We start from the raw sequence: 20,170 nt of genomic DNA on the forward strand, positions 1-20,170 counted from the left end.
TCCAAAAAAGAGAGAGAGTTTCTTTATTTCAGAAACACTCTCCAAATTTGCTTTTCCTATCGACTATTTCTAGCAAGCTTTACTTGAAGTTTGGATCATCCTTGGCTTTGGCGTTTTTCACTAATTCTTTCTGTTCCGCTTCTTGCACCTGCTCAGGAGTTTTCGCGCCTGCTACTAAATCCTGAAGGAAGGCTGGATAATCCCCAGCTGCATATTGAGTAATGCCACTTGAAGGACTGACACCAACTGGGCCGGCTCTCCCTTCTTCTGCAAGCTTCTGAGCATCAAGCTCGGCAGGTGTCAGTAGCGTATTCGTAACCCCTTTAATCGTAGGTATACCACCCTCAGCACCGAAATAAATATTCTGAGTCTCTACGGATTCAAAGTAGTTGACGAACTTCTGTGCTGCTTCTTGCTTACTTCCTTTTACTACATACACTGCACTTGGCGGGAAAATCCCGGCCATATTCTTACCTGTATCATTAAAGGGAATTAGGAATGATCCGATATCATTGACTTGATCTGGGAATTTCGTGGAAATGTCGCTCATGACCCAAGTAGCCATCGGATACATAGCTGCATCTCCATTTGTCAGAGCTTTCTGTGCATTATCATACGTATCGGATAAAAAGTCTTTGTTTACATAACCTTTATCAACAACATCCTTAAGGAACGTAATGCCTTGTCTCTTGGCAGTAAAATCGGACATCGTTCCTTTATTCGTATATGCATTATTTGTTATTTCCTGCAGGTTATCCTGTGCCGCACCGGATTGAAGTGATGGAATTTGCAAGGTCCACGCATCTTTGGCCGACAAATACACCGGAACCTTCCCCGCTTTACTAACCGCCTCAGATAAGGCCCAGAATTCTTCCATTGTGGTTGGGATTTGCAAATTCAAGCTTTCAAAAACCTTTTTGTTATATATCATAACTGCCATATTTGATCCCCCGAAAGGAGCAGCATAGAAGGTCCCCGACGAAGCAAATGCATCTATCCATATATCCTTGTTGAAGTTAGCCATCCAGGGTTGATCGTCCTGCGGAACGAATTGCTCCTCTGGCTTACCTAAGCCGTCGCTTTCTTTAACAGCTGGATAGAAGAACAATAAATCCGGCTTGTCATTCGTCGCAAATCGAGTTTTGATTAGATTATCTCCATCAGTACCCTCTGGAAGCTTCTCGATTTCTAAAGTGAAGCCCATTTTTTCAGATGCATCCTTCAGTACAGCTTCCATACCGCCCTTTAACCAGCTCGTGTGCATAAGTGCTTTTAATGTGACCTTTTCTATCGGTGCTGATGGTGATGCATTTTCTGTAGTTGGAGCAGCAGTGCTCTCCGATGGCGTATTCGTTGCATTACCGTTATTCTTCGCTCCTGCACAAGCTGCTAAAACAAGCAAGGTAAGAACCATTACCATCCATAACAGCGTTCTCTTTGTGGTGAGACCCCTCATGTTCATTCCTCCAAATTTGTGATGTAAATGCTTACAAAACCAATGTTATGTTTTTTGCTTCTTATCGTAAATGGCGAATTTGAAAGTACTAGGGGAAATATTTCACACTGGCCAAGGCTGCATTTTTAATGTGTTATACTGAACGGGGAGGTCGTCTATGCTGTCTTTCAAAAATTTACAAACGAAATTATATGTGACTTATTCGCTTGTCCTCATCGTCATTGCACTCATTATCAGCACTCCGATGTATGTTTATTTGAAAAATAATATTGAAACCAATTTAAAAGAAAATGTGGACAAGCTTGTAAGCGGTTACTCCAATTCTCTGGATGTTTATTCCACCATTAATAACAACGTAACCACCCAGCTATATATTAATCGTGACAATTCCAGCTATACTGCCGTCCAATATTTAAGCTCTATCGCATATCTCAAAAATACGAGTCCCACCGAAACGTTACAGTCCGAAAAGGCCATTCAAAACTCCCTTTACTTGAATGCTGCCGTCTATCAAACGATTCATAGGATTAATTTGTTTACGTCAAAAGGTGATTTCTACTCAACTAACGAAGCTGACGTAGATATTATGCAAACCATCCTTGCGAATGATGGATTTAAGAATGTTCAAGCTGCGAAGGGCTCTTCCTTGTTGAATTTTTCGGAGAAGGACAGATGGCTATCCCGTGATTCCGAAGCCGTCTTTTCATTTCTGCGTCAGATCAGCTGGGACTCGCATCCCGTTGGTTTTCTTGAAATCCAATTCAAAGCCTCCGATTTATTGCATGTAGAGGAATTAGATTCGAAGCACGATAAACAAATTATGATTTTGCAAGCAGGCCAGGTTCTTTATTCGTCTACTCCCCTTCCTACAGAAACCTCTTCCCACAAGCTATCTGCTATCCTTAATAAGGTTGGCATAGCAAGTGCAGGGAACGGGTTCATGACTAATGAACAGGGAATAGATGAATTTTTCATGTACCAGACCTCTGAGAAAACAGGCATAACCATTGTGGCCATTATTCCGAAATCCCAATTATTTGCGCCTTTGCTCTTATTTCGTAATGTCACGATCATAAGCGTTCTACTCCTTATTGCCATCTCGGTTTTTGTTTACTTTATTCTCGCCAAAATTTTAACGCATCCTCTTAAAAAGCTAAAAAAAGCGATTGATTCTATTAATTTAGGTGAAACCAATCAAGCCTTTATTGAAAATAAATTTCATATGGGTGAAATCGAAATTATTAACCGTTCCTTTCTAGCCTTGAACCAGCGTTTACAAGATAGTCTTGAGGAGACTGTTCAATTCCGAACCTTGCAAATGCAAGCAAAATTCGATGTGCTTCAAGCTCATATCAATCCTCATTTTTTATTTAATATGTTAGGTGTCATTACCGTTTTATCAGATAGAGGCCAGCAAAAGGCTGTATCGGACACAAGTAGAAAACTTTCTCAATTCTTACGATATTCGATTTCCTCCGGCTCGTCGATCACAACCGTAAGTGAGGAGCTAGAATTCGCACAGCATTATTTGGATCTATTAAAATCTCGCTATCAACACCGGCTACATTATGATATAGAAGTTCCTGAATGGCTTTTAAATATTCAAATTCCCAAATTAATGATTCAGCCTATTATAGAAAACGCCATTCAGCATGGTTTATCGGATAGCGATAAGCAATTGAAAATTCAAATTATCGGTAAAATAATTGAAAATAAGTGGGAGATACGAATCAGTGATAATGGTGTCGGGTTTGACCCTGCATCTTTGGAAACGTTGAAGCACAACATTCAAGGCTATCTTGAACGCATTCAAAATAATCAAACATTAAACGAGCCTATTTCAATTGGAGGAATGGGCCTAGTGAATACGATTGCTAGACTTCAGCTCATGTTCAAGGAGCAATATCAATTCTCCTTCGGCAATAACGAGGATTGCGGAGCCTATGTATGTTTCCATGGCTACATCAAACTTTAACATAAGTTCCCTAACGTATCATGTAATGGAGGCGGCTGCCATGAGGATTATGATTGTTGATGATGAACCCTTCTACATGGATCATCTTAAAGAAGTAATTGAAAACAGCGACTTTAGCAAAAGAGAGCAGACCCAGATTGTCGCCCAATGTATTAGCGCTAGCCAGGCACTGGAAGCCATACTGACCGTTCAACCCCATTTAATCTTTACCGACATCAAGATGCAGCTCATGAACGGGATCGAGTTTGCAGCCATCATTCGGCAAAATTGGCCTCATATCATCGTCGTAATCGTGAGCGGTTACTCATCCTTTGAATATGCCCGGGATGCCATTCGGGCCAATGTGGAGGATTACCTTGTCAAGCCGGTTGATCCTACAATTATCGAACAATTATTAGATAAGACGAACACACGCATCAGCATGGAATCCTATCTTCAGCAGCAATCTTTATTAAATGAATTGCTCGAAAACAAGAGTATAGAGGGAAGTATCCAAACCACTTTACAGCAGTGCTTTCCATTCTCTAGCTATTATGTGTTTTGCTTCAACAAACCTTCACCTTTACAAGACAAGGAACGATCTCCTTCTCTGACGGAGCAAGAAATTCACAACAAATTATCGTCAAATCCTTTATTGCTAAAGAACGAGAAGGCTTGGATCGTTTCAAGAAATGATTTCAAAAGGGGATTTATTATCCTCGGATTATATCAATGCGGCGACCAGAGGATTAAACAACTTGCTGAGGAAATTGTACTGATGATCGGCGGTTCAGGCAGTCACCCTTCCATCGCCGTTAGCCGAAGCTTTAACGATATCAGGCAGCTTCACCAGGTTGCGAACCAGCTTCACGATGAGCTGTACCATCAACTGGTCATTGGACAATCCAAGACGATCTTTTTATCTGAGCAACAACCCACTTTAGAAAAACTCAATCTGCTCCTAAGCAGCACCGATGAGAAGAAAATTGTTATTGCGGTGGATAAAAAGGATTGGAAGCTGTTAAAAAAAATTATCTTCCATTGGTTTGAGCAGTGGGAGGAGCACTCCTGTCCGAACCTCTATATACAAAGAAATGGCAAGCAAATGGTTCAATGGTTAGAAAAGCATTTCCGCACATTAGAACCCCTCACAAGTATCACAACGGAGAAAGAAATGGAGGAAATCATTGAATCCGCCTACTCCTATTCAAATGCTGCTGAGGATATCTGGAACTTGCTATCGCATATTTTCCGATTTGAAGACCATGACCCCGCCAGTAACAAAGGAGTCCGATTAATTGAACAAATCTCCGACTATTTATCCGCAAATTTGAGCGAAACAATTTCAATGACTCATATTATGGATCGATTTCAAATTTCGAGTACCCATTTAGGAAATCTATTTCGCAAGCATCATGGAGAAACCTTTGTCGAATATTTAACTACTCTCCGCATTAATAAAGCGAAGGAGCTCATGCGAATTCATCCAGAGATGCCTCTAAAAGAAATTTCTGAAATTACAGGTTATACAGATCGGCACTATTTCACCAAAGTATTTAAGCTCGTTACAGGTAAATCCCCGACAGATTATAAAGATCAGCTCCTTCAAGAATAGGAGTTCGAGATTTAGGAATTATCCTCCTAATCAGATTTTATAAGTATTAAGACAGACTAAAGCGTCAGCGTTCCATTTCAAACCTAGAAAAAAGAAAAGAACTTCTTACACCCGCTCCCAGCGGAGCGTGTAAGAAGTTCCGATCTATACAACATGGTTTTTGCTACTTTCCTTCATCTCCTGCGATAACCTGAACATTAGTGTATACTGCCTTATTATCACTTGTACTAGCTGGATTGCTTAGTGCCAAGCCTATATAGACATCATCATTCATATTCGTTTCAAAACTGCTGACTACCGTCCAGTCCACTCCATTATCTGAAATTGAACCGGTAAATACATTGCCGCTGCGATTCAGCTTAAGCCACAATGGCGGACTACCAGCCATCGTCTGATCAACGGTGCCTCCCCCCTCATTTTCCCGATATTGAAAGGTGGCTCCATTAACTGGAGTAACCATCATGTCTACATGCTTGGCGTCCACGTCCAGCGTCTCACGAATCATCAAGCCTGCTTTGGCCCACTCACTCATTTCTTCCATCACAGTCACTTGCGCTATAATCGATCCATCCCCATGCAGTGGCTTATAAATATAATTTAATAGATCGTTATTTCCCCAAATATCGGTTGAACTTCCTGTTAACGTGAATGTCTCGTCCGCCGCATCATAGGATGCATCGCCAGTCTTCAACCCGATATTTCTAGCTTTCCAAGGCTGTGGCAGAACAGCATTATAATCATGCTCCACAGGCGGCTCCCAGCCTGCAGTTGGCCAAGCTCTTCTCGCATCGATTGCCTTAAGCACATTCCAATCCCAAGCGCCATAATTAAAGTAAGAGAGATGTGTAATAGTAGGAAAGCTCTCTCGAATTCCGCCATAAACCGCTTGATATTCGTCATCCGTCCAATTGTCATCGAGCGTCGGCACGATCGCTACTCCAGAACCCACAAGGAATAATGTATCGGATAAAATCCCGTTCTCGTCATAGACCCATTCCTCATCGAATCCCCAATCATCGAAATAAGCCATCGGAGCGACAAAATTTATTGCATCCTTGAACTTCGAAGCATTCTGGCCAACCTCAACGAATTCAGGAGGCAAAATGAAAACGCCCAGCTCCATGCCCGCTTTAATCTCATCGATATCCTCACGAACATCCTGCACATAGCCGCCGATTTGATCCGTTCTCCATTCATTCCATTCATTCCTGCGAGTAGAATCTTCATCAAAGTTAATATCCAGCGGCGAATATCCGTATATGCTCTCGTACAGGTTAACCGTATAGCTGCTTACATCCATATTGTAATTATCGAATCTCAACCAATCGAGAACCACGCCATCTATATCATAATTGCTTACGACCTCTTCAATAATCGAGCGCTCATAAGCTTGAACATCGGGATGGATCGGGTTGACGAAATACTCGCTGCCATTCGAGCCAGTATAGGGAACTGCATTACCGTCTACTAAAGCGTGCATCTGCCAGCTAGGATCCTTATGAAAGGCTGCCTGATCATGGAACTGAGGAATCCATGCACGAACCTCGATACCCTTCAGATGCGCCTGCGTGATCACTTGGGAAAGAGCATCAAAGCTCTCATAGCCATCGGCTATGGGGGCGATCGCACTGTTGTAGAATACATGGCCTGAAGGCACTTCATCGTCTTCGTCCTGCTTGACACTCATATTAATAATATCCACATTGTACTTAACGGCTTGCTCAACAAAGTCCGCTACGTCACTTGCACTCCGAAACTGGTTAACCGTTCGCACCGTGATCTCGGTTTTGAAAGGCGTATTCTCTTCTTTAACTGGCGAGGTTACTCCCCCGTTGCCGTTCCCTCCATTATTGCCGCCGTTATTACCGTTCCCACCAACATTCCCGTTTTCCGGTTTGATGGGAAGCTGGCTTAATTTAACTTGCAGCGAGCGATCCAGGATAACCACCAACTCCGCACGTGTCAATGGATTCAAAGGCTTAAATATGTTTGCAGAATTATAACCGCGCATTATTCCGTGAATGACCACATTACTAATAGCTTCCTTGGCCCATTCGGCAAATTGTTCACTATCCGAAAACTCCATCATCGCTGCATTTTTGTCCACTTGCAATTGAAGCAACCGATTTATGACGACAGCCGCTTGCTGCCTTGTAATGAACTCTCGCGGCGCGAATTGCTTTGCACTCTTGCCGCTGATATAACCCGCTGCGACAGCCCTTGCAACATCTTGATAAAACCAACTATGCTTAGGCACATCTTGGAAGGTCAGCTCCGATTCATTCGTGAATTGAAAGGATCGATTAACAAGCGCTACAAATTCGGCTCTTGTTAAAAGCTGATTCGGCTGAATTGAACCATCCCCGTAGCCTTTCAACCAACCCTTATCCATCCATTCTGTTAATTCCTTATTAGCCCAATGATTGACAATATCCCGTTCCGATTCTGCCTCTGCTGCAAAGCTAAATGAAGTGAATAACATACTAAAAATGAGCATTAATGCAACGATCCTATATGATTTTAATTGACTCATGCTCCGGCCCTCCTATTGTAGATCTGGGTTACACCTTGCTCCAATCAATATTCGGCATTAATTTTCTTAACATTCGCCTGCCATTTCTCGGTTTTAAATTCGAGCAGCCGCTCCAGCCCTGCTTTTTCTGCGTCATTTGCTGTTTTCTCCATGATGGATGCGACCTCATCATCAGATTTAGCAAATACCATATTTGCAAAGGCTACAGTGAAAATATCAGAGATTTGCTGTGAGATAATGCCGAGCTCTGAATCAGGCAGCGGATCCACATTGACGAATTCGGTAATGTCCTTCGATGTCGCCCAAGTGACAGAGCTTTGCGCTATCGTCTCCCATGATCTTAGCTTCTCCGACAAGGCCATCTCCAGGCTTACCTTGGCTTTATCGATAAAGGTCGTGTTGCCCGCCCAGTTGAAATCTTCGAATTTTCTCATCGTTTCCGAACGCTTATTGACGTCCCCACTTTTATAGTTTTCATTCGGAATTGGCGATCCGTCCTCATTTTGCTCATCCCAATAAAGGCCTTGCGGTCCGAAGAATAGAACCTTCTGTCCTTCAGGTCCAGTAAGCCAGTCATAATAAGCGAAGATTGCTTCGGGATCTTTGGCTTCGGTCGTAATAACGTTGACATTCCATCCTAAGCTCTCGAATCCACTCACAAAAATATTCTTTTTGTCCAATCCAGCTTTATGAATCGGCCAAATAATTTCGTAACCACCGTCTGGTTTAACCTTAGTCAATTCACGATGCCCTTCTGCTCCGTAAGTTGTAATATTCGATTCGACCATAACAGCCACTCGGCCTGTGTTTACTTTTTCTTTGACTGCATCCTGGGTTTGTGTAATGGCATCTTGGGTAATCAATCTCTCTCGGAATAGCTTGCTAATATACTTCATCGTTTCCTGAAATGCAGAGTCCTCATAGATCGAGACTAGCTTGTCGCCTTCCAGATAACCTCTCATGCCGATGAATTTGCTAGTTACACCTTCTTTGAAACCTCCGTACAACAATTCCAAGCCTGCGCCTTTCTCCCCAACTTCAAGCGGTACAACATCTGGGTACGTGTCTCTGACTTTAATTAAGTAATTGTATAGATCATCGAATGTTTCCAGCTTCGGCCTGCCAAGTTCAGTATAAATTTCTATGTTGACCATCCATCCGCCGTTCCCAAAGGTTCCCGATGTATACCAATTTGGAATTTGATAGATTTTCCCATCCTCGGAACGAAGCAGATTGAGCGTAGATTCCTTCACATACTTTTTGAAATTGGGATACTTATCGTAATACTCATCAAGCGGCACAAGCTTACGTGCTTGAACCAAGCGATCGACTGTCGCACCGCGATCCGTAAATATGACATCTGGCAAATCGTCAGAGACAATCATCGTGTTCAGCTTCTCTACCGATGCGCCGCCAGATTGAATCGGCTTAACGGTAACTTTCTTGTTGTCCAAAATCCATTTGGTTGCTTCGTTATCCGCCCAAGGTGCCGTAGTTAACCAATCATAATGACCATAAAATGAAAATGTTACCGGCTTTGGACCGTCGTTTCCTCCGGAATTATCCGGGTTGTTCGATACTTGCGGCCCATTGTTGTTGTTTGAACAAGCAGCCAGAAAAACCATCAGGACAATCAATAACGACACCCATCTCAATCTTGTATTCATTTTTTCCCCTACCTTCTTTTTTTTATTGGGACTATCCCTTTATCGAACCGATCAATACCCCTTTGACAAAATATTTCTGCAGGAAAGGGTAGGTCAGAATGATGGGAATAGTAGCAACCATCATCGTAGCCATCAGAAGAGACTTTGTCGTTATGCTTCGGTTTCTGTTGATATGTTCCATTGCAATTGCATTGCCGGACGACATTTCTGTCATAATATTCGAATTCATAATTTGCCTTAATAAGGTCTGAATAGGCAATAGCTCATCCTTGGAAATATAGATAGCGCCGGTAAACCAATCATTCCAATGACCCACCGCCGTAAATAATCCAATGGTAGCTATAATTGGACCCGATATAGGCACAACAATTCGAAAAAAGATTCCGTAATTGCTGCATCCATCGATCTTCGCTGATTCTTCCAGACCATCGGGAAGCGCGGAGAAAAAGGTACGGAAAATGATCATATGATAAACACTGATCAATCCCGGAATAATCATGACCCAGAACGTGTTCATCAATCCAAGGTTTCGCACCAGCAGGAAGGTAGGAATTAATCCGCCGCTGAAAAACATCGTTACAATGAAGAAAATCATATAGTAGTTCCGTAGCTGTAAATCTCTCTTAGACATCCCGTATGCCAGCAGCGACGTAACGAATACGGACAGAATCGTGCCGATCACTGTACGCATCACCGAGATCCAGAATGAATTCAACAATCGAGTATCCTTAAATACAACATTATAATTTTCAAGTGTAAATGCCCTCGGCCAGATCGTAACTCCGCCAAGAGCCGTATCTCTTCCTTCATTAAAGGAAATAACTAGAGAATTCCAGAAAGGATAGAACATCACGATTCCCAAAATGATCAGGCTCGCATATATCAAAGTCTGAAATACTTTATCGCCCGTGCTAAGCCTCATGCTTGCATTCCCCCCTTTATATTGCAAAATGAATTACCAAAGACTAACTCCCGCCCTACGTGCCACTCTATTCGCTATTAGCAGCAAAACAACACTAATAATAGATTTGAACAAACCAACAGCTGTCGCGTAAGAGAACCGTGAATTTTGAATGCCTACTCGATAAACATAGGTATCTATGACATCTGAATATTCTCTGAGAATTGGATTGGAGGCCAGCAATAGAATATCTTCAAATCCAGCACTAAGGATCCCGCCAATGGCCAATATCATGAAGATGATAATAACCGGGGTTATACATGGAAGTGTCACTAAATAAATTTGCTTAAATCGGCTTGCTCCATCTATTGATGCAGCTTCATACAGCGTTGGATCTACTCCAGCAATGGCGGCTAGGTACACAATGCTTGCAAACCCAACCTCCTTCCACACGTTGACGCTTACTAGAATCGACCAGAAGTACTCAGGGATGGATAGAAAATTTATGGGATGCTCTATGAGATCCAGCTTTGCGAGAAGAATGTTCACTGTACCGTTATCAACCGATAACAATGAGACGACGAAGCCGGATACGATGACCCAGGATAAAAAATAAGGCAGATAACTGACCGTTTGAATGATGCGCTTAAACGCCATATTTCGAATCTCATTAAGCATGAGAGCCAAAATAATCGGTGCTGGGAAAGAAATGAGCAGCTTTAAAAAACTGATAGCTATCGTGTTGCGCAGCACATTAAAAAATTCCGGAGCATTAAAAAATAGCCGAAAATTAGTCCATCCCACCCACCGACTATCCCAAATCCCTGCGAAAATGTCATATTGCTGAAAAGCCATTAACACCCCATACATCGGAATATAACTGAATACAAATACGAAAATGATTCCAGGTAAAACCATAGATTGAAGATCCCATTGTTTCATAAATAGGCTGCGTCTAGTTGGCTTTGAGTTGATTTTCATTCGCCTTTTGCTCCTTTGCCAAGATTAAATAAATCAGACAACATAGGTATTTAATATCTCTATTAATACTAGTTCGATCCGCTTCTAACTGCTGCTACTGCTGCAGTTCATCCTTCCGATAGGAATAGTTCTAACAATGCAATGGAACCGCTTTCAGCATACGAAAGATTCAATGGCACCAAATCTGATCAGGAGCATAGCTGGCATGATTCGATTACAGATAATTCCCACTCACTATAATTATTTTTCACATCGTTTTTTGAACATTTTGAATATTTCGAATATTTTTTAGCTTAAATTCGGTTAAGCTATTCATAATATCGGGTGATACCTCCTCACCACTGCTCTCCATGGCTAGAATGAGAGCACCAACCGCCGGCTCTGTATTTAAAATAGTAATCGAACAACGCGGCGCTGCTTGCTTAGCCTTTCGTTCAATAATACTCCGCAGCAGCCCGTCCTGATCGCCGCGTGTCAATATACTGCCTGCCAAGACAATATCGAATTTCTCCTCGTTCATAGCTAATCGATTGATAGTTGCTGCGGCCGCTAAACCCAATTCTTCGCCCTGCTTTACCAAGATACGCCTCGCTACTTCATCCCCTTGCTGCACGGCATCGAACAACAATCTTGCAACTTCGACAGGCAAATAGTTGGAGTAATCAAGGAAATTATCCCTTAACGCCTCGACGCTTTCATACCCTAATTTATTTATCAGCAAATTCGATAAGCTCGTTTCTTCCTCTCTTCCCTCCCAGGCACGCATTACGCTGCGGAATACCTCTATACTCAAATCTTGCCCTCCGCCAAAGTCACCGAACATATAGCCGAATCCCCCGCATTGAAAGGATTCGCCTTTTCTGTTCATTCCCGAGCAATTCACCCCTGTTCCACAGATAAGAACAACACCAAATGGATGATTCGTTCCTGCTCGAAGCGCTATTGTTGTATCACACGAAATATTTGTATTCGGAAGATTCATCTTCTGAATGATTGGCCTTAAGATGCGATAGTCGCTTTCTCTGTCCGCACCAGCTAAGCCAAACCAAGCAAATTCGATTTGATCAACGGTTATCTGGGCTTGCCGTAATGCATCTGAGACTGCACTACGCAGGCTATCTTCCGCTTGATCACGATTTGTTTGGTGATTGCCGTTTCCCCCACTTCCTACACTCAGAATGGTTCCCTCAGAATTAGAGACGAGGGCATAGGTTTTACTTCCCCCTGCATCAATACCCATATAGTATTTCAAGTAAATCGTCACTCCTATTTATATCGAGTTATTTTTTCTCAAGTAGGCCGTTGATTCTCTAATTAATAATTGGGGCGTAAGCTTGGTGATCGTCGTTTCCTGAATCGTGCCGTTAATATGCTTCAGGAGCAGTTCAACACCGATAGTGCCTAATTGTGCTTCAGGCTGCCTTACAGTCGTTAATCTTGGGAAAAACCCAGCAGCCAGCACCTGATCATCATAACCTACGACTGAAATATCATGAGGAACACTTAGCCCTTCTTCGCTTAGAGCATGGATAACCCCAAGTGCAATGAAGTCATCTGCTGCGAATATGGCCGTCGGCAGGCTGTCATCTCTAATCCATTTCTTAGCTACCTTGTAACCATCACTTACCGTAAACTGACTATACTCAATAGCAAATGGGGTTAGGCCTGCTTCGGACAAGGCTTGCAAGTACCCCCTTCTTCGCTCCTTGACACTCAAGAACAGCGTTGGTCCCCCAATATGGGCAATCTCCTTATGTCCTAGATCTATCAAGTGCTTCGTTGCCTCATACCCACCTAAATAATTGTCTACAACCACACTCGATACATCCTCATGCTCTTCTTGATTATCCAGTAGAACGAAAGGAATATTCTTTCTTTTCAACTCGGCGATATAGCTTTCTTCTTCAATCGGGGAGAGGACAATAATGCCATCCACCCTGTCCTTCTGAAATAAGAAATTGCTGGTGTCCCCTTCCCCCTCATTTTCCGAAATAGACAAGGTTAGAAAGTATCCTTGCTCTGCTAATTTCCGATTGGCTGCCTTAATCACTCTATCGTAAAAAGAATCGTTAAGATTCATAATGGTCATGCCAATAATTCCGGTCTTTCCTCGAATCAGGCTTTGGGCAGCGGAGTTGGGCTGATAATTCAATTCTTCCATCGCCTTTAATACCTTCTCCCTGTTCTTTTCACGAACAGATGGTGCATTATTGATGACTCGGGAAACCGTTACAACAGATAAGCCGGATTTTTTTGCCACATCATGTATATTCACTGTAATGTTGTTCTCCTTTTAGTAAGTATTAAAGTTAAATCCTTTTAATTTCAATGTGATGCTAGCATCCATCCAGCATTGTGTCAATCCTGGATGGATGCTAAGCGTTGTGTATCCTATAAATAGCTGCTTAACGCACAATCTTAACCTCATTGAACAAGGCCTGATTGGAGGTAGAACTGCCTGGATTGCTTAGAGCCAGCCCAATGTAAGCTCCGCTGTTCATGGTCAACGTGCGTCTGCCAACCTCTGTCCAGCTGACCCCGTTGGAGGAGATATAGCCAATGAATTGATTGTTTATTCGCTCCAGCTTAACCCAGCGAGGCAAGGACGCGGCAGTTACAGTGTCCGTTGTTACGCCTCCAGCTGCCTGCCTGTATTGAAATGATGCTCCATTGCTAGGGGTGATAAGCATGTCGACATGCTTCGCATTGGCACCCAAAGTCTCACGAATCATGACTCCCGCTTTTGCCCATCCGTTCATATTTGTCATATTGGAAACCTTAGCGATAATCGATCCATTACCGGTTAACGGAAGATAAGCATATCGCATTTTGTCTGCGGTTCCCCATATATCAGTGTCTCTGCTCGATAAAGTATAAGTTCCTGACTGAAAATGGGCAGCTCCTGTAGTCGAGTTAATATCCGTGGTTTTCCACAGTACAGGCAAAGCGCCGCTAAGCGAGACATGATCGATTATCGCTTGACTATTGGCCGAGCTGCTCGAATTGCTCAGTGCCAAACCTATATACACATTACTGCCCATTGCGATTGATGCGCTGCTCACTGCGGTCCAGTTCTCCCCATCTGTAGATATCGAGCCTGTGAACTGATTGCCGCTGCGCTCCAGCATTAACCACGACGGAGGAGCTTCAGCTATAATATGATCGACTGTGTTCCCTTGGTTAGCTGCGCGGTATTGAAATGCGGCTCCATTCACAGGAGTTACGATCATGTCCGCATGTTTAGCATCCACAGCAAGCGTTTCACGGATCATTAAGCCTGCTTTCGCCCAGCCATCCATATTATTCATTCCTGCAACCCTAGCAACAATCGCTCCATCCCCTTGCAGAGATTGATAGATGTAGTTTAATTGATCCTCATTGCCCCATATATCCGATGCGTTGCCTGACAATGTGAAGACCCCGCCGCTATAGTTAGCACTCCCTGGCTTAAAGCCAATATTTCTTGCCTTCCATTCCGTTGGAATATTCGCTGCATAGTCTTGTGCAACAGGCCAGGTCCTTCGCGAATTAATATCGCTTAGCACGTTCTCATCCCAAGCTCCATAGGAGAAGAAGGAGAGATGAGTCACTTGTGGAAAGTGATCTCTAATACCGCCATATACCTCCTGATATTCATTCACTGTCCAATCGTTATCCAGTGTTGGAACAATCGTTACTCCAGAGCCAGCAAGCGACGATGTATCTGACAAAATCCCATTGGCGCCATAGACCCATTCCGTATCAAATTCCCAATCATCAAAATAAGCCATTGGTGCAACAAAATCAATCGCATCCTTGAACTTCGCAACATTCTGACCAACCTCTGTGAATTCCGGCGGCAAAATATAAACACCGAGCTCCATATCTGCTTTTATCTGATCGATGTCTTCACGAACGTCCTCCACATAGCCGCCGATTTGATCCGTTCTCCATTCATTCCATTCATTCCTGCGATTAGAATCCACATTAAAGTTAATATCGAGCGGAGAATATCCGTATATACTCTCGTATAGGTTAACCGTGTAGCTGCTTACATCCATGTTGTAATCGTCAAATCTCAACCAATCGAGTACCACGCCATCTATATCATAGTTGCTTACAACCTCTTCAATTATCGAGCGCTCATAGGCTTGAACATCAGGATGGATCGGGTTGACGAAATATTCACTGCCATTCGAGCCTGCAAAAGGGACTGCATTGCCGTCAACGAAAGCGTGCATTTGCCAGCTTGGATCCTTAACAAATGCTGCCTGATCATGGAACTGGGGAATCCATGCACGAACTTTGATACCATACTGATGCGCCTGCGTGATCACATGCGAAAGCGCGTCGAAATTCTCATAGCCGGCGGCAATCGGGGCAATCGCACTGTCATAGAATACATGACCAGAAGGCACCTCATCGTCTTCATCCTGCTTCACGTTCATACTAATAATATCGACATTGTACTGAACAGCTTTTTGAATGAATGCCGTTACGTCAGCGACATTTCTAAATTGGTTAACGGTCCGCACAATGATCTCGGTTCCGAACGGTGCTTGTTGGCTTGCCTGAACTCCTAATGAATGAGTAGGAAATAGAACACTGACAATTAACACAAACACCAGCAATTTCAAACCTTTTGTTTTAATCACCCTAACATCTCCACCTTTTTCGTTAAAAGTTTAAAGCATTTAACTTTCAGGCTAAAAAAAATGTTAAAACCGTGAGATCACATTTTGAACGACTAACTGTTTGATGATTAAGTCCTAATATTGGTTAGTTTTTCAAGTTGTTATTCAAACTACTGCAAGCATCTCGAAAGTTTAAAGCTTTTAACTTTAGCTAGATATTATCACTCAATCGGAAATACGTCAATAACTGGAAGAAAAAATATTGTTCTTCAGTGCTAAGTGATTCGGTACTATACTGACAAGAGGAACACTACATTCAGGATGTGTATCAGGTGCCTCGCATTTATCCGATCACGTTCGCAGTGGACACAAAGGGAATAAGGGGGTAGAAAAAGGAAAAGAACTCCTTACACCCGTCCCCAAGCGGAGCGTGCAAGAAGTTCCTATCGAAATATTGGAGTTACAGCATCTACTTGTTCAACCTAAGCTTCTTCGACATACTCCCAATCTGGATAAAAACTACATTATTTAACGACGCCATGGGGATCTATAACAAATTTCCGGGAAACGCCGCGATCAAAATCTTGATACGCTTTTGGTGCATCATTTAATGAGATAAGTGTGGCATTCACGGCTTTAGCAATTTGTGCACGTCCGCTCATGATCGCCATCATTAATTCTCTGTTGTATTTCATAACTGGCGTTTGGCCTGTCACAAACGTGTGGGACTTCGCCCAACCGAGACCAAAACGAATTTTCAATGTTCCAATTTTCGAATCCTCATCCACAGCACCCGGATCCCCTGTTACATAAAGTCCCGGAATTCCTAAGCTGCCGCCTGCACGAGTAACTTCCATAATGGAGTTCAATACCGTTGCTGGCGCTTCGCCATGCCCCTCCCCATGCCCATGCGCTTCAAAACCAACACAATCTATCGCCGAATCTACTTCAGGAGATCCCAAAATTTGATCAATTTGTCCAGCCAAATCACCATTCTCACGCAGATTAATCGTCTCACAACCAAAGCTTTTCGCTTGGGCTAGACGCTCTGCATTCAAATCGCCGACGATAACAACCGCTGCCCCTAGCAATTGAGCAGAATGCGCTGCAGCAAGACCTACCGGACCTGCACCGGCAACATATACCGTTGAACCCGGGCGAACCCCAGCACTAACTGCACCATGGTAACCTGTTGGGAAAATATCGGAGAGCATCGTTAAATCCAGAATTTTTTCCATTGCTTTCTCTTTATCTGGGAACTTCAATAACTGAAAGTCTGCATAGGGAACCATGACATATTCGGATTGCCCGCCCACCCATCCGCCCATATCCACATAACCATAAGCAGAACCAGGACGGTCTGGATTGACATTTAAACATATATTTGTATTACGTTCTTTACAACTGCGACAACGTCCGCAGGCAATATTAAAAGGAACAGAGACCAAGTCACCTTTTTTTATAAACTCGACATCACGACCTACTTCAATGACTTCACCTGTTATCTCATGGCCTAAGATAAGACCGGATGGAGCCGTTGTCCTTCCTCTAACCATGTGCTGATCGCTTCCGCAAATATTCGTTGTAATCACTTTCAGAATAACCCCATGCTCACATTTACGTCCTACATTCAATGGATTGACACCCGGTCCATCCTTCAATACCAAGTCTGGATAAGCGGTGTCTCGTACCTCAACACTTCCCGGCTTACTATAAACAACTGCCTTGTTTCCAGACATGTACTCATCTCCATTTACTAGATTATTTAATTACAGTTTAGATGCTTTATCCGCCTGTATGCCTAAATAATGACGATTCTTTACCACGAAATTATGCAAGTGCAAGCTTAGTTATACGTCCATCGAAAATCCATTCCGCAACATAGACAGAACCCTTGGAATCCACACAAATACCATGTGGTGAACTAAATTTATTATCCCTGTAGTAAGACTTAGGCAAATTCGGCCAGCCTGCTTGTTTGTAAGCCTGCTGATCTTCACCTAAATGACAGATCAACCGATCATTTTTGTCGAAGATCGTAATCCGACTGTTTAAGTCTGGGAAGAAGAGATCGTCTCCGTGATAATAGAAGCTGCAGGGCTGATCCATATCATCGACGATGGCTCTTTTGAAATCGCCCTGTAGAGTGAAGACTTGAATCCGATGATTGCCACGATCAGCTACATAAACTTCTTCCATACCGCTGCGAATATCAATCGAAATACCATGCGGGCAGTTCAATTGTCCTAGTTCCGTACCTTTCCCACCCCAGGAACGGATATATTCTCCTGCTGCTGTATATTGATGAATCCAGCTTTGTCCATACCCATCGGATACATAAATATCACCATTTGCCGAAACGGCTACATCTGTAGGGACATATTTAAGCTCCTCGTTATAAATATCAGGACGATCAGGTGTTCCCAATGTCAATAAGTGCTTTCCGCTCAAATCCATTTTAACAACATTACCGCGAGCTGTGTCTGTGATATAAAGGTATTCGCTATTTTGCTCCTTATGAAGATAAAATCCGTGTGCGCCACCCTCGAACTCTTCGCCCCAAGCCTCTTGAAACTCCCCGTTCTGATTAAATTTGAAAATGGAGGGCTTTCCTGTATGAAAGACATAAACATTATCCTGTTGATCTACGACGATTCCATGTGTATAGCCAAACTCCAAGTGAGAAGGAAGCTTTGCCCAGCCTTGAACAAGATTGTAGCTGCGTGCCGTATTTCCTAATTGCGGTGTTTTGTTTGTGATCATATTTAAATCCTCTTTTCCTTAGTTGAGTGATTAACTTTTTTGTTAGCAAACGCTATCATGAATTGGCTCATCATTTGATTTAAGATCAGCTTCTACCCGCCCACGAATCAAAAAATGATAGTGTTGTCTGATATGATAAACTCCCAAACTAAATTAGTCTTTGAACTAACGAGACTTAATTTTGCACTATGTGGACATTTTGATAAAAAAACGGAGATTTGATCATTGGCTTCTTCATTAAAAGAAGAAGGGAAGGCTTTTCTGCCTCTCCCCTCTGTACGAAAAGGCAGGCGTTTTTTCTGCAAACGACGCTTTCGGAGACAAGCAGGACACACACAGGAACAAAGCCAGACTGAAAGGCACAATCAGTTACTATTCTTTAATTCATTGATATAATCAGCCATCAAAATAACTCGGCTTTCCAAACGCGATTTTTCAGCGGCGAAAGCAATCAGATGGCTCTTTACAGAGATACCTGCACCTGTAAGCCCTTCTTCCTTCCCATCACTCCGAACAAGACGTACGAAATCGCTCATTATACCTGTATCACCGCCGCCATGACCTGCCAAGTCCGTATCCAAAGTGATAGTCTCCGTCTCTCGAGTAACGAAGCTTGTCACTTCAATTACATTCTTCTCCATATCGCCTCTGATCTGACCATGAGTGCCCATTAGCTTCACCGAGCGTCCGCCTTCATAAGTAAATGCGCTCATTGTGAACGCAACCGTCACTTCATTTGCAAATTCCATGTTCACTACCTGATGATCGACCACATTGTTATCGCAATGATACACGCATCTTCCATATGGCCCACTTTTCAGTGCTCGAAGCACTCCCTCATCACTTGTATCGTTGCTAACAACCGTGCGAAGCACTTCACCCACCCAATCATCTCGTTCAATATACATTTTAGGTGCATAATAAGGGCAGCTGTCCTGTACCGGGCAACCGTCCAAACAGTACTTAGGCGCGCCTTCCGGTGCACTTTCTTTGCGGAAATGAGTTAATGAGCCGAAAGATGAAACTTTAGTACAATCTGCATCAACAAGCCATTGTAATATATCCATGTCATGGCAGCTTTTTGCCAGAATCATTGGACTCGAAACCTCTGAATCACTCCAGTTTCCTCTTACAAAGCTATGTGCTTGGTGACGATGTTCTACATTTTCAGTATGTTGAATTGAAACGAGTTTGCCGATTTTTCCCTCCGTAATAATCTGCTTGATCGTTGAAAAAAAGTCCGTATACCTAAGTACATGACATATCGAAAATACCCGATTATATTTCTCAGCATATTCCCCCATGACAAGACATTCTCTTGGATCGGGTGACATCGGCTTTTCCATTAGCACATGGTACCCTTTCTCCAATGCTTTCAACGCAGGCTCATAGTGCATTTTATCCTGAGTACAGATGAGAATCGCATCGGCTAGCTTCGGCCCTGCAAGCAGATCCTCCCAGTTCAAGTAACAATTCTCATTCAGAACACCATGGTCTTTTTGGAATCGCTCTATTCGCTCAGGATCGATATCCGCAACGGCAACGAATTGAATGTCGTCTGGATGTTGCAAGGCATATGGAGCGTAAGCCCCTCCCCCTCTTTGTCCAGCTCCAATTAATGCAGCAGTAATTTTTTTCATTCCTGTGCTCCACTCCATCTCTATTGTTAGTTAATATCAGCTTAAAT

The 20,170-nt window shown here is 43.0% G+C and carries 13 protein-coding genes; 2 read left to right on the forward strand and 11 right to left on the reverse strand.

Going from position 1 to position 20,170, the window contains the following annotated elements:
- Positions 1 to 79: 79 nt before the first annotated feature.
- On the reverse strand, positions 80 to 1,456 hold the full coding sequence (locus tag AB4Z45_RS24325) for an ABC transporter substrate-binding protein (protein ID WP_441912191.1): 1,377 nt from the start codon (positions 1,454 to 1,456) through the stop codon (positions 80 to 82).
- Between the two features lie 157 nt (positions 1,457 to 1,613).
- Here AB4Z45_RS24325 and AB4Z45_RS24330 point away from each other — a divergent pair, with 157 nt between their 5' ends.
- Both AB4Z45_RS24330 and AB4Z45_RS24335 read left to right on the forward strand, forming a co-directional pair.
- Complete coding sequence (locus AB4Z45_RS24330) at positions 1,614 to 3,431, forward strand: sensor histidine kinase (protein WP_441912192.1); 1,818 nt, start codon at positions 1,614 to 1,616, stop codon at positions 3,429 to 3,431.
- 40 nt (positions 3,432 to 3,471) lie between these two features.
- On the forward strand, positions 3,472 to 5,025 hold the full coding sequence (locus tag AB4Z45_RS24335; protein ID WP_441912194.1) for a response regulator: 1,554 nt from the start codon (positions 3,472 to 3,474) through the stop codon (positions 5,023 to 5,025).
- A gap of 163 nt (positions 5,026 to 5,188) precedes the next feature.
- Here AB4Z45_RS24335 and AB4Z45_RS24340 read toward each other — a convergent pair whose 3' ends face one another.
- The 10 genes from AB4Z45_RS24340 to AB4Z45_RS24385 form a co-directional block, all read right to left on the reverse strand.
- Positions 5,189 to 7,558: an S-layer homology domain-containing protein gene (locus AB4Z45_RS24340; RefSeq protein WP_441912196.1), complete on the reverse strand. Its 2,370-nt coding sequence runs from the start codon at positions 7,556 to 7,558 to the stop codon at positions 5,189 to 5,191.
- A 44-nt stretch (positions 7,559 to 7,602) separates the two neighbouring features.
- On the reverse strand, positions 7,603 to 9,225 hold the full coding sequence (locus tag AB4Z45_RS24345; protein ID WP_441912197.1) for an extracellular solute-binding protein: 1,623 nt from the start codon (positions 9,223 to 9,225) through the stop codon (positions 7,603 to 7,605).
- Between the two features lie 31 nt (positions 9,226 to 9,256).
- On the reverse strand, positions 9,257 to 10,147 hold the full coding sequence (locus tag AB4Z45_RS24350) for a carbohydrate ABC transporter permease (RefSeq protein ID WP_441912199.1): 891 nt from the start codon (positions 10,145 to 10,147) through the stop codon (positions 9,257 to 9,259).
- 33 nt (positions 10,148 to 10,180) lie between these two features.
- Positions 10,181 to 11,107, reverse strand: coding sequence for an ABC transporter permease (locus AB4Z45_RS24355; RefSeq protein ID WP_441912201.1), 927 nt, complete (start codon positions 11,105 to 11,107; stop codon positions 10,181 to 10,183).
- Between the two features lie 247 nt (positions 11,108 to 11,354).
- Entirely contained in the window at positions 11,355 to 12,359 is a 1,005-nt protein-coding gene (locus AB4Z45_RS24360) for an N-acetylglucosamine kinase (protein ID WP_441912203.1), read from the reverse strand.
- Between the two features lie 18 nt (positions 12,360 to 12,377).
- Positions 12,378 to 13,382, reverse strand: coding sequence for a LacI family DNA-binding transcriptional regulator (locus tag AB4Z45_RS24365; protein ID WP_441912204.1), 1,005 nt, complete (start codon positions 13,380 to 13,382; stop codon positions 12,378 to 12,380).
- A 130-nt stretch (positions 13,383 to 13,512) separates the two neighbouring features.
- Positions 13,513 to 15,741, reverse strand: a complete 2,229-nt coding sequence (locus AB4Z45_RS24370; RefSeq protein WP_441912206.1) for a family 10 glycosylhydrolase — start codon at positions 15,739 to 15,741, stop codon at positions 13,513 to 13,515.
- 503 nt (positions 15,742 to 16,244) lie between these two features.
- Entirely contained in the window at positions 16,245 to 17,459 is a 1,215-nt protein-coding gene (gene fdhA / locus AB4Z45_RS24375; protein ID WP_339204842.1) for a formaldehyde dehydrogenase, glutathione-independent, read from the reverse strand.
- A gap of 91 nt (positions 17,460 to 17,550) precedes the next feature.
- The gene (locus AB4Z45_RS24380) at positions 17,551 to 18,483 is read right to left on the reverse strand and encodes a hypothetical protein (RefSeq protein ID WP_441912207.1); all 933 of its coding nucleotides are present in this window, start codon (positions 18,481 to 18,483) and stop codon (positions 17,551 to 17,553) included.
- Between the two features lie 365 nt (positions 18,484 to 18,848).
- On the reverse strand, positions 18,849 to 20,123 hold the full coding sequence (locus AB4Z45_RS24385; protein WP_441912209.1) for a Gfo/Idh/MocA family protein: 1,275 nt from the start codon (positions 20,121 to 20,123) through the stop codon (positions 18,849 to 18,851).
- Positions 20,124 to 20,170: the final 47 nt, after the last annotated feature.

Origin of the sequence: Paenibacillus sp. MCAF9 (assembly GCF_052114265.1) — a bacterium.
Lineage (GTDB): Bacteria > Bacillota > Bacilli > Paenibacillales > Paenibacillaceae > Pristimantibacillus.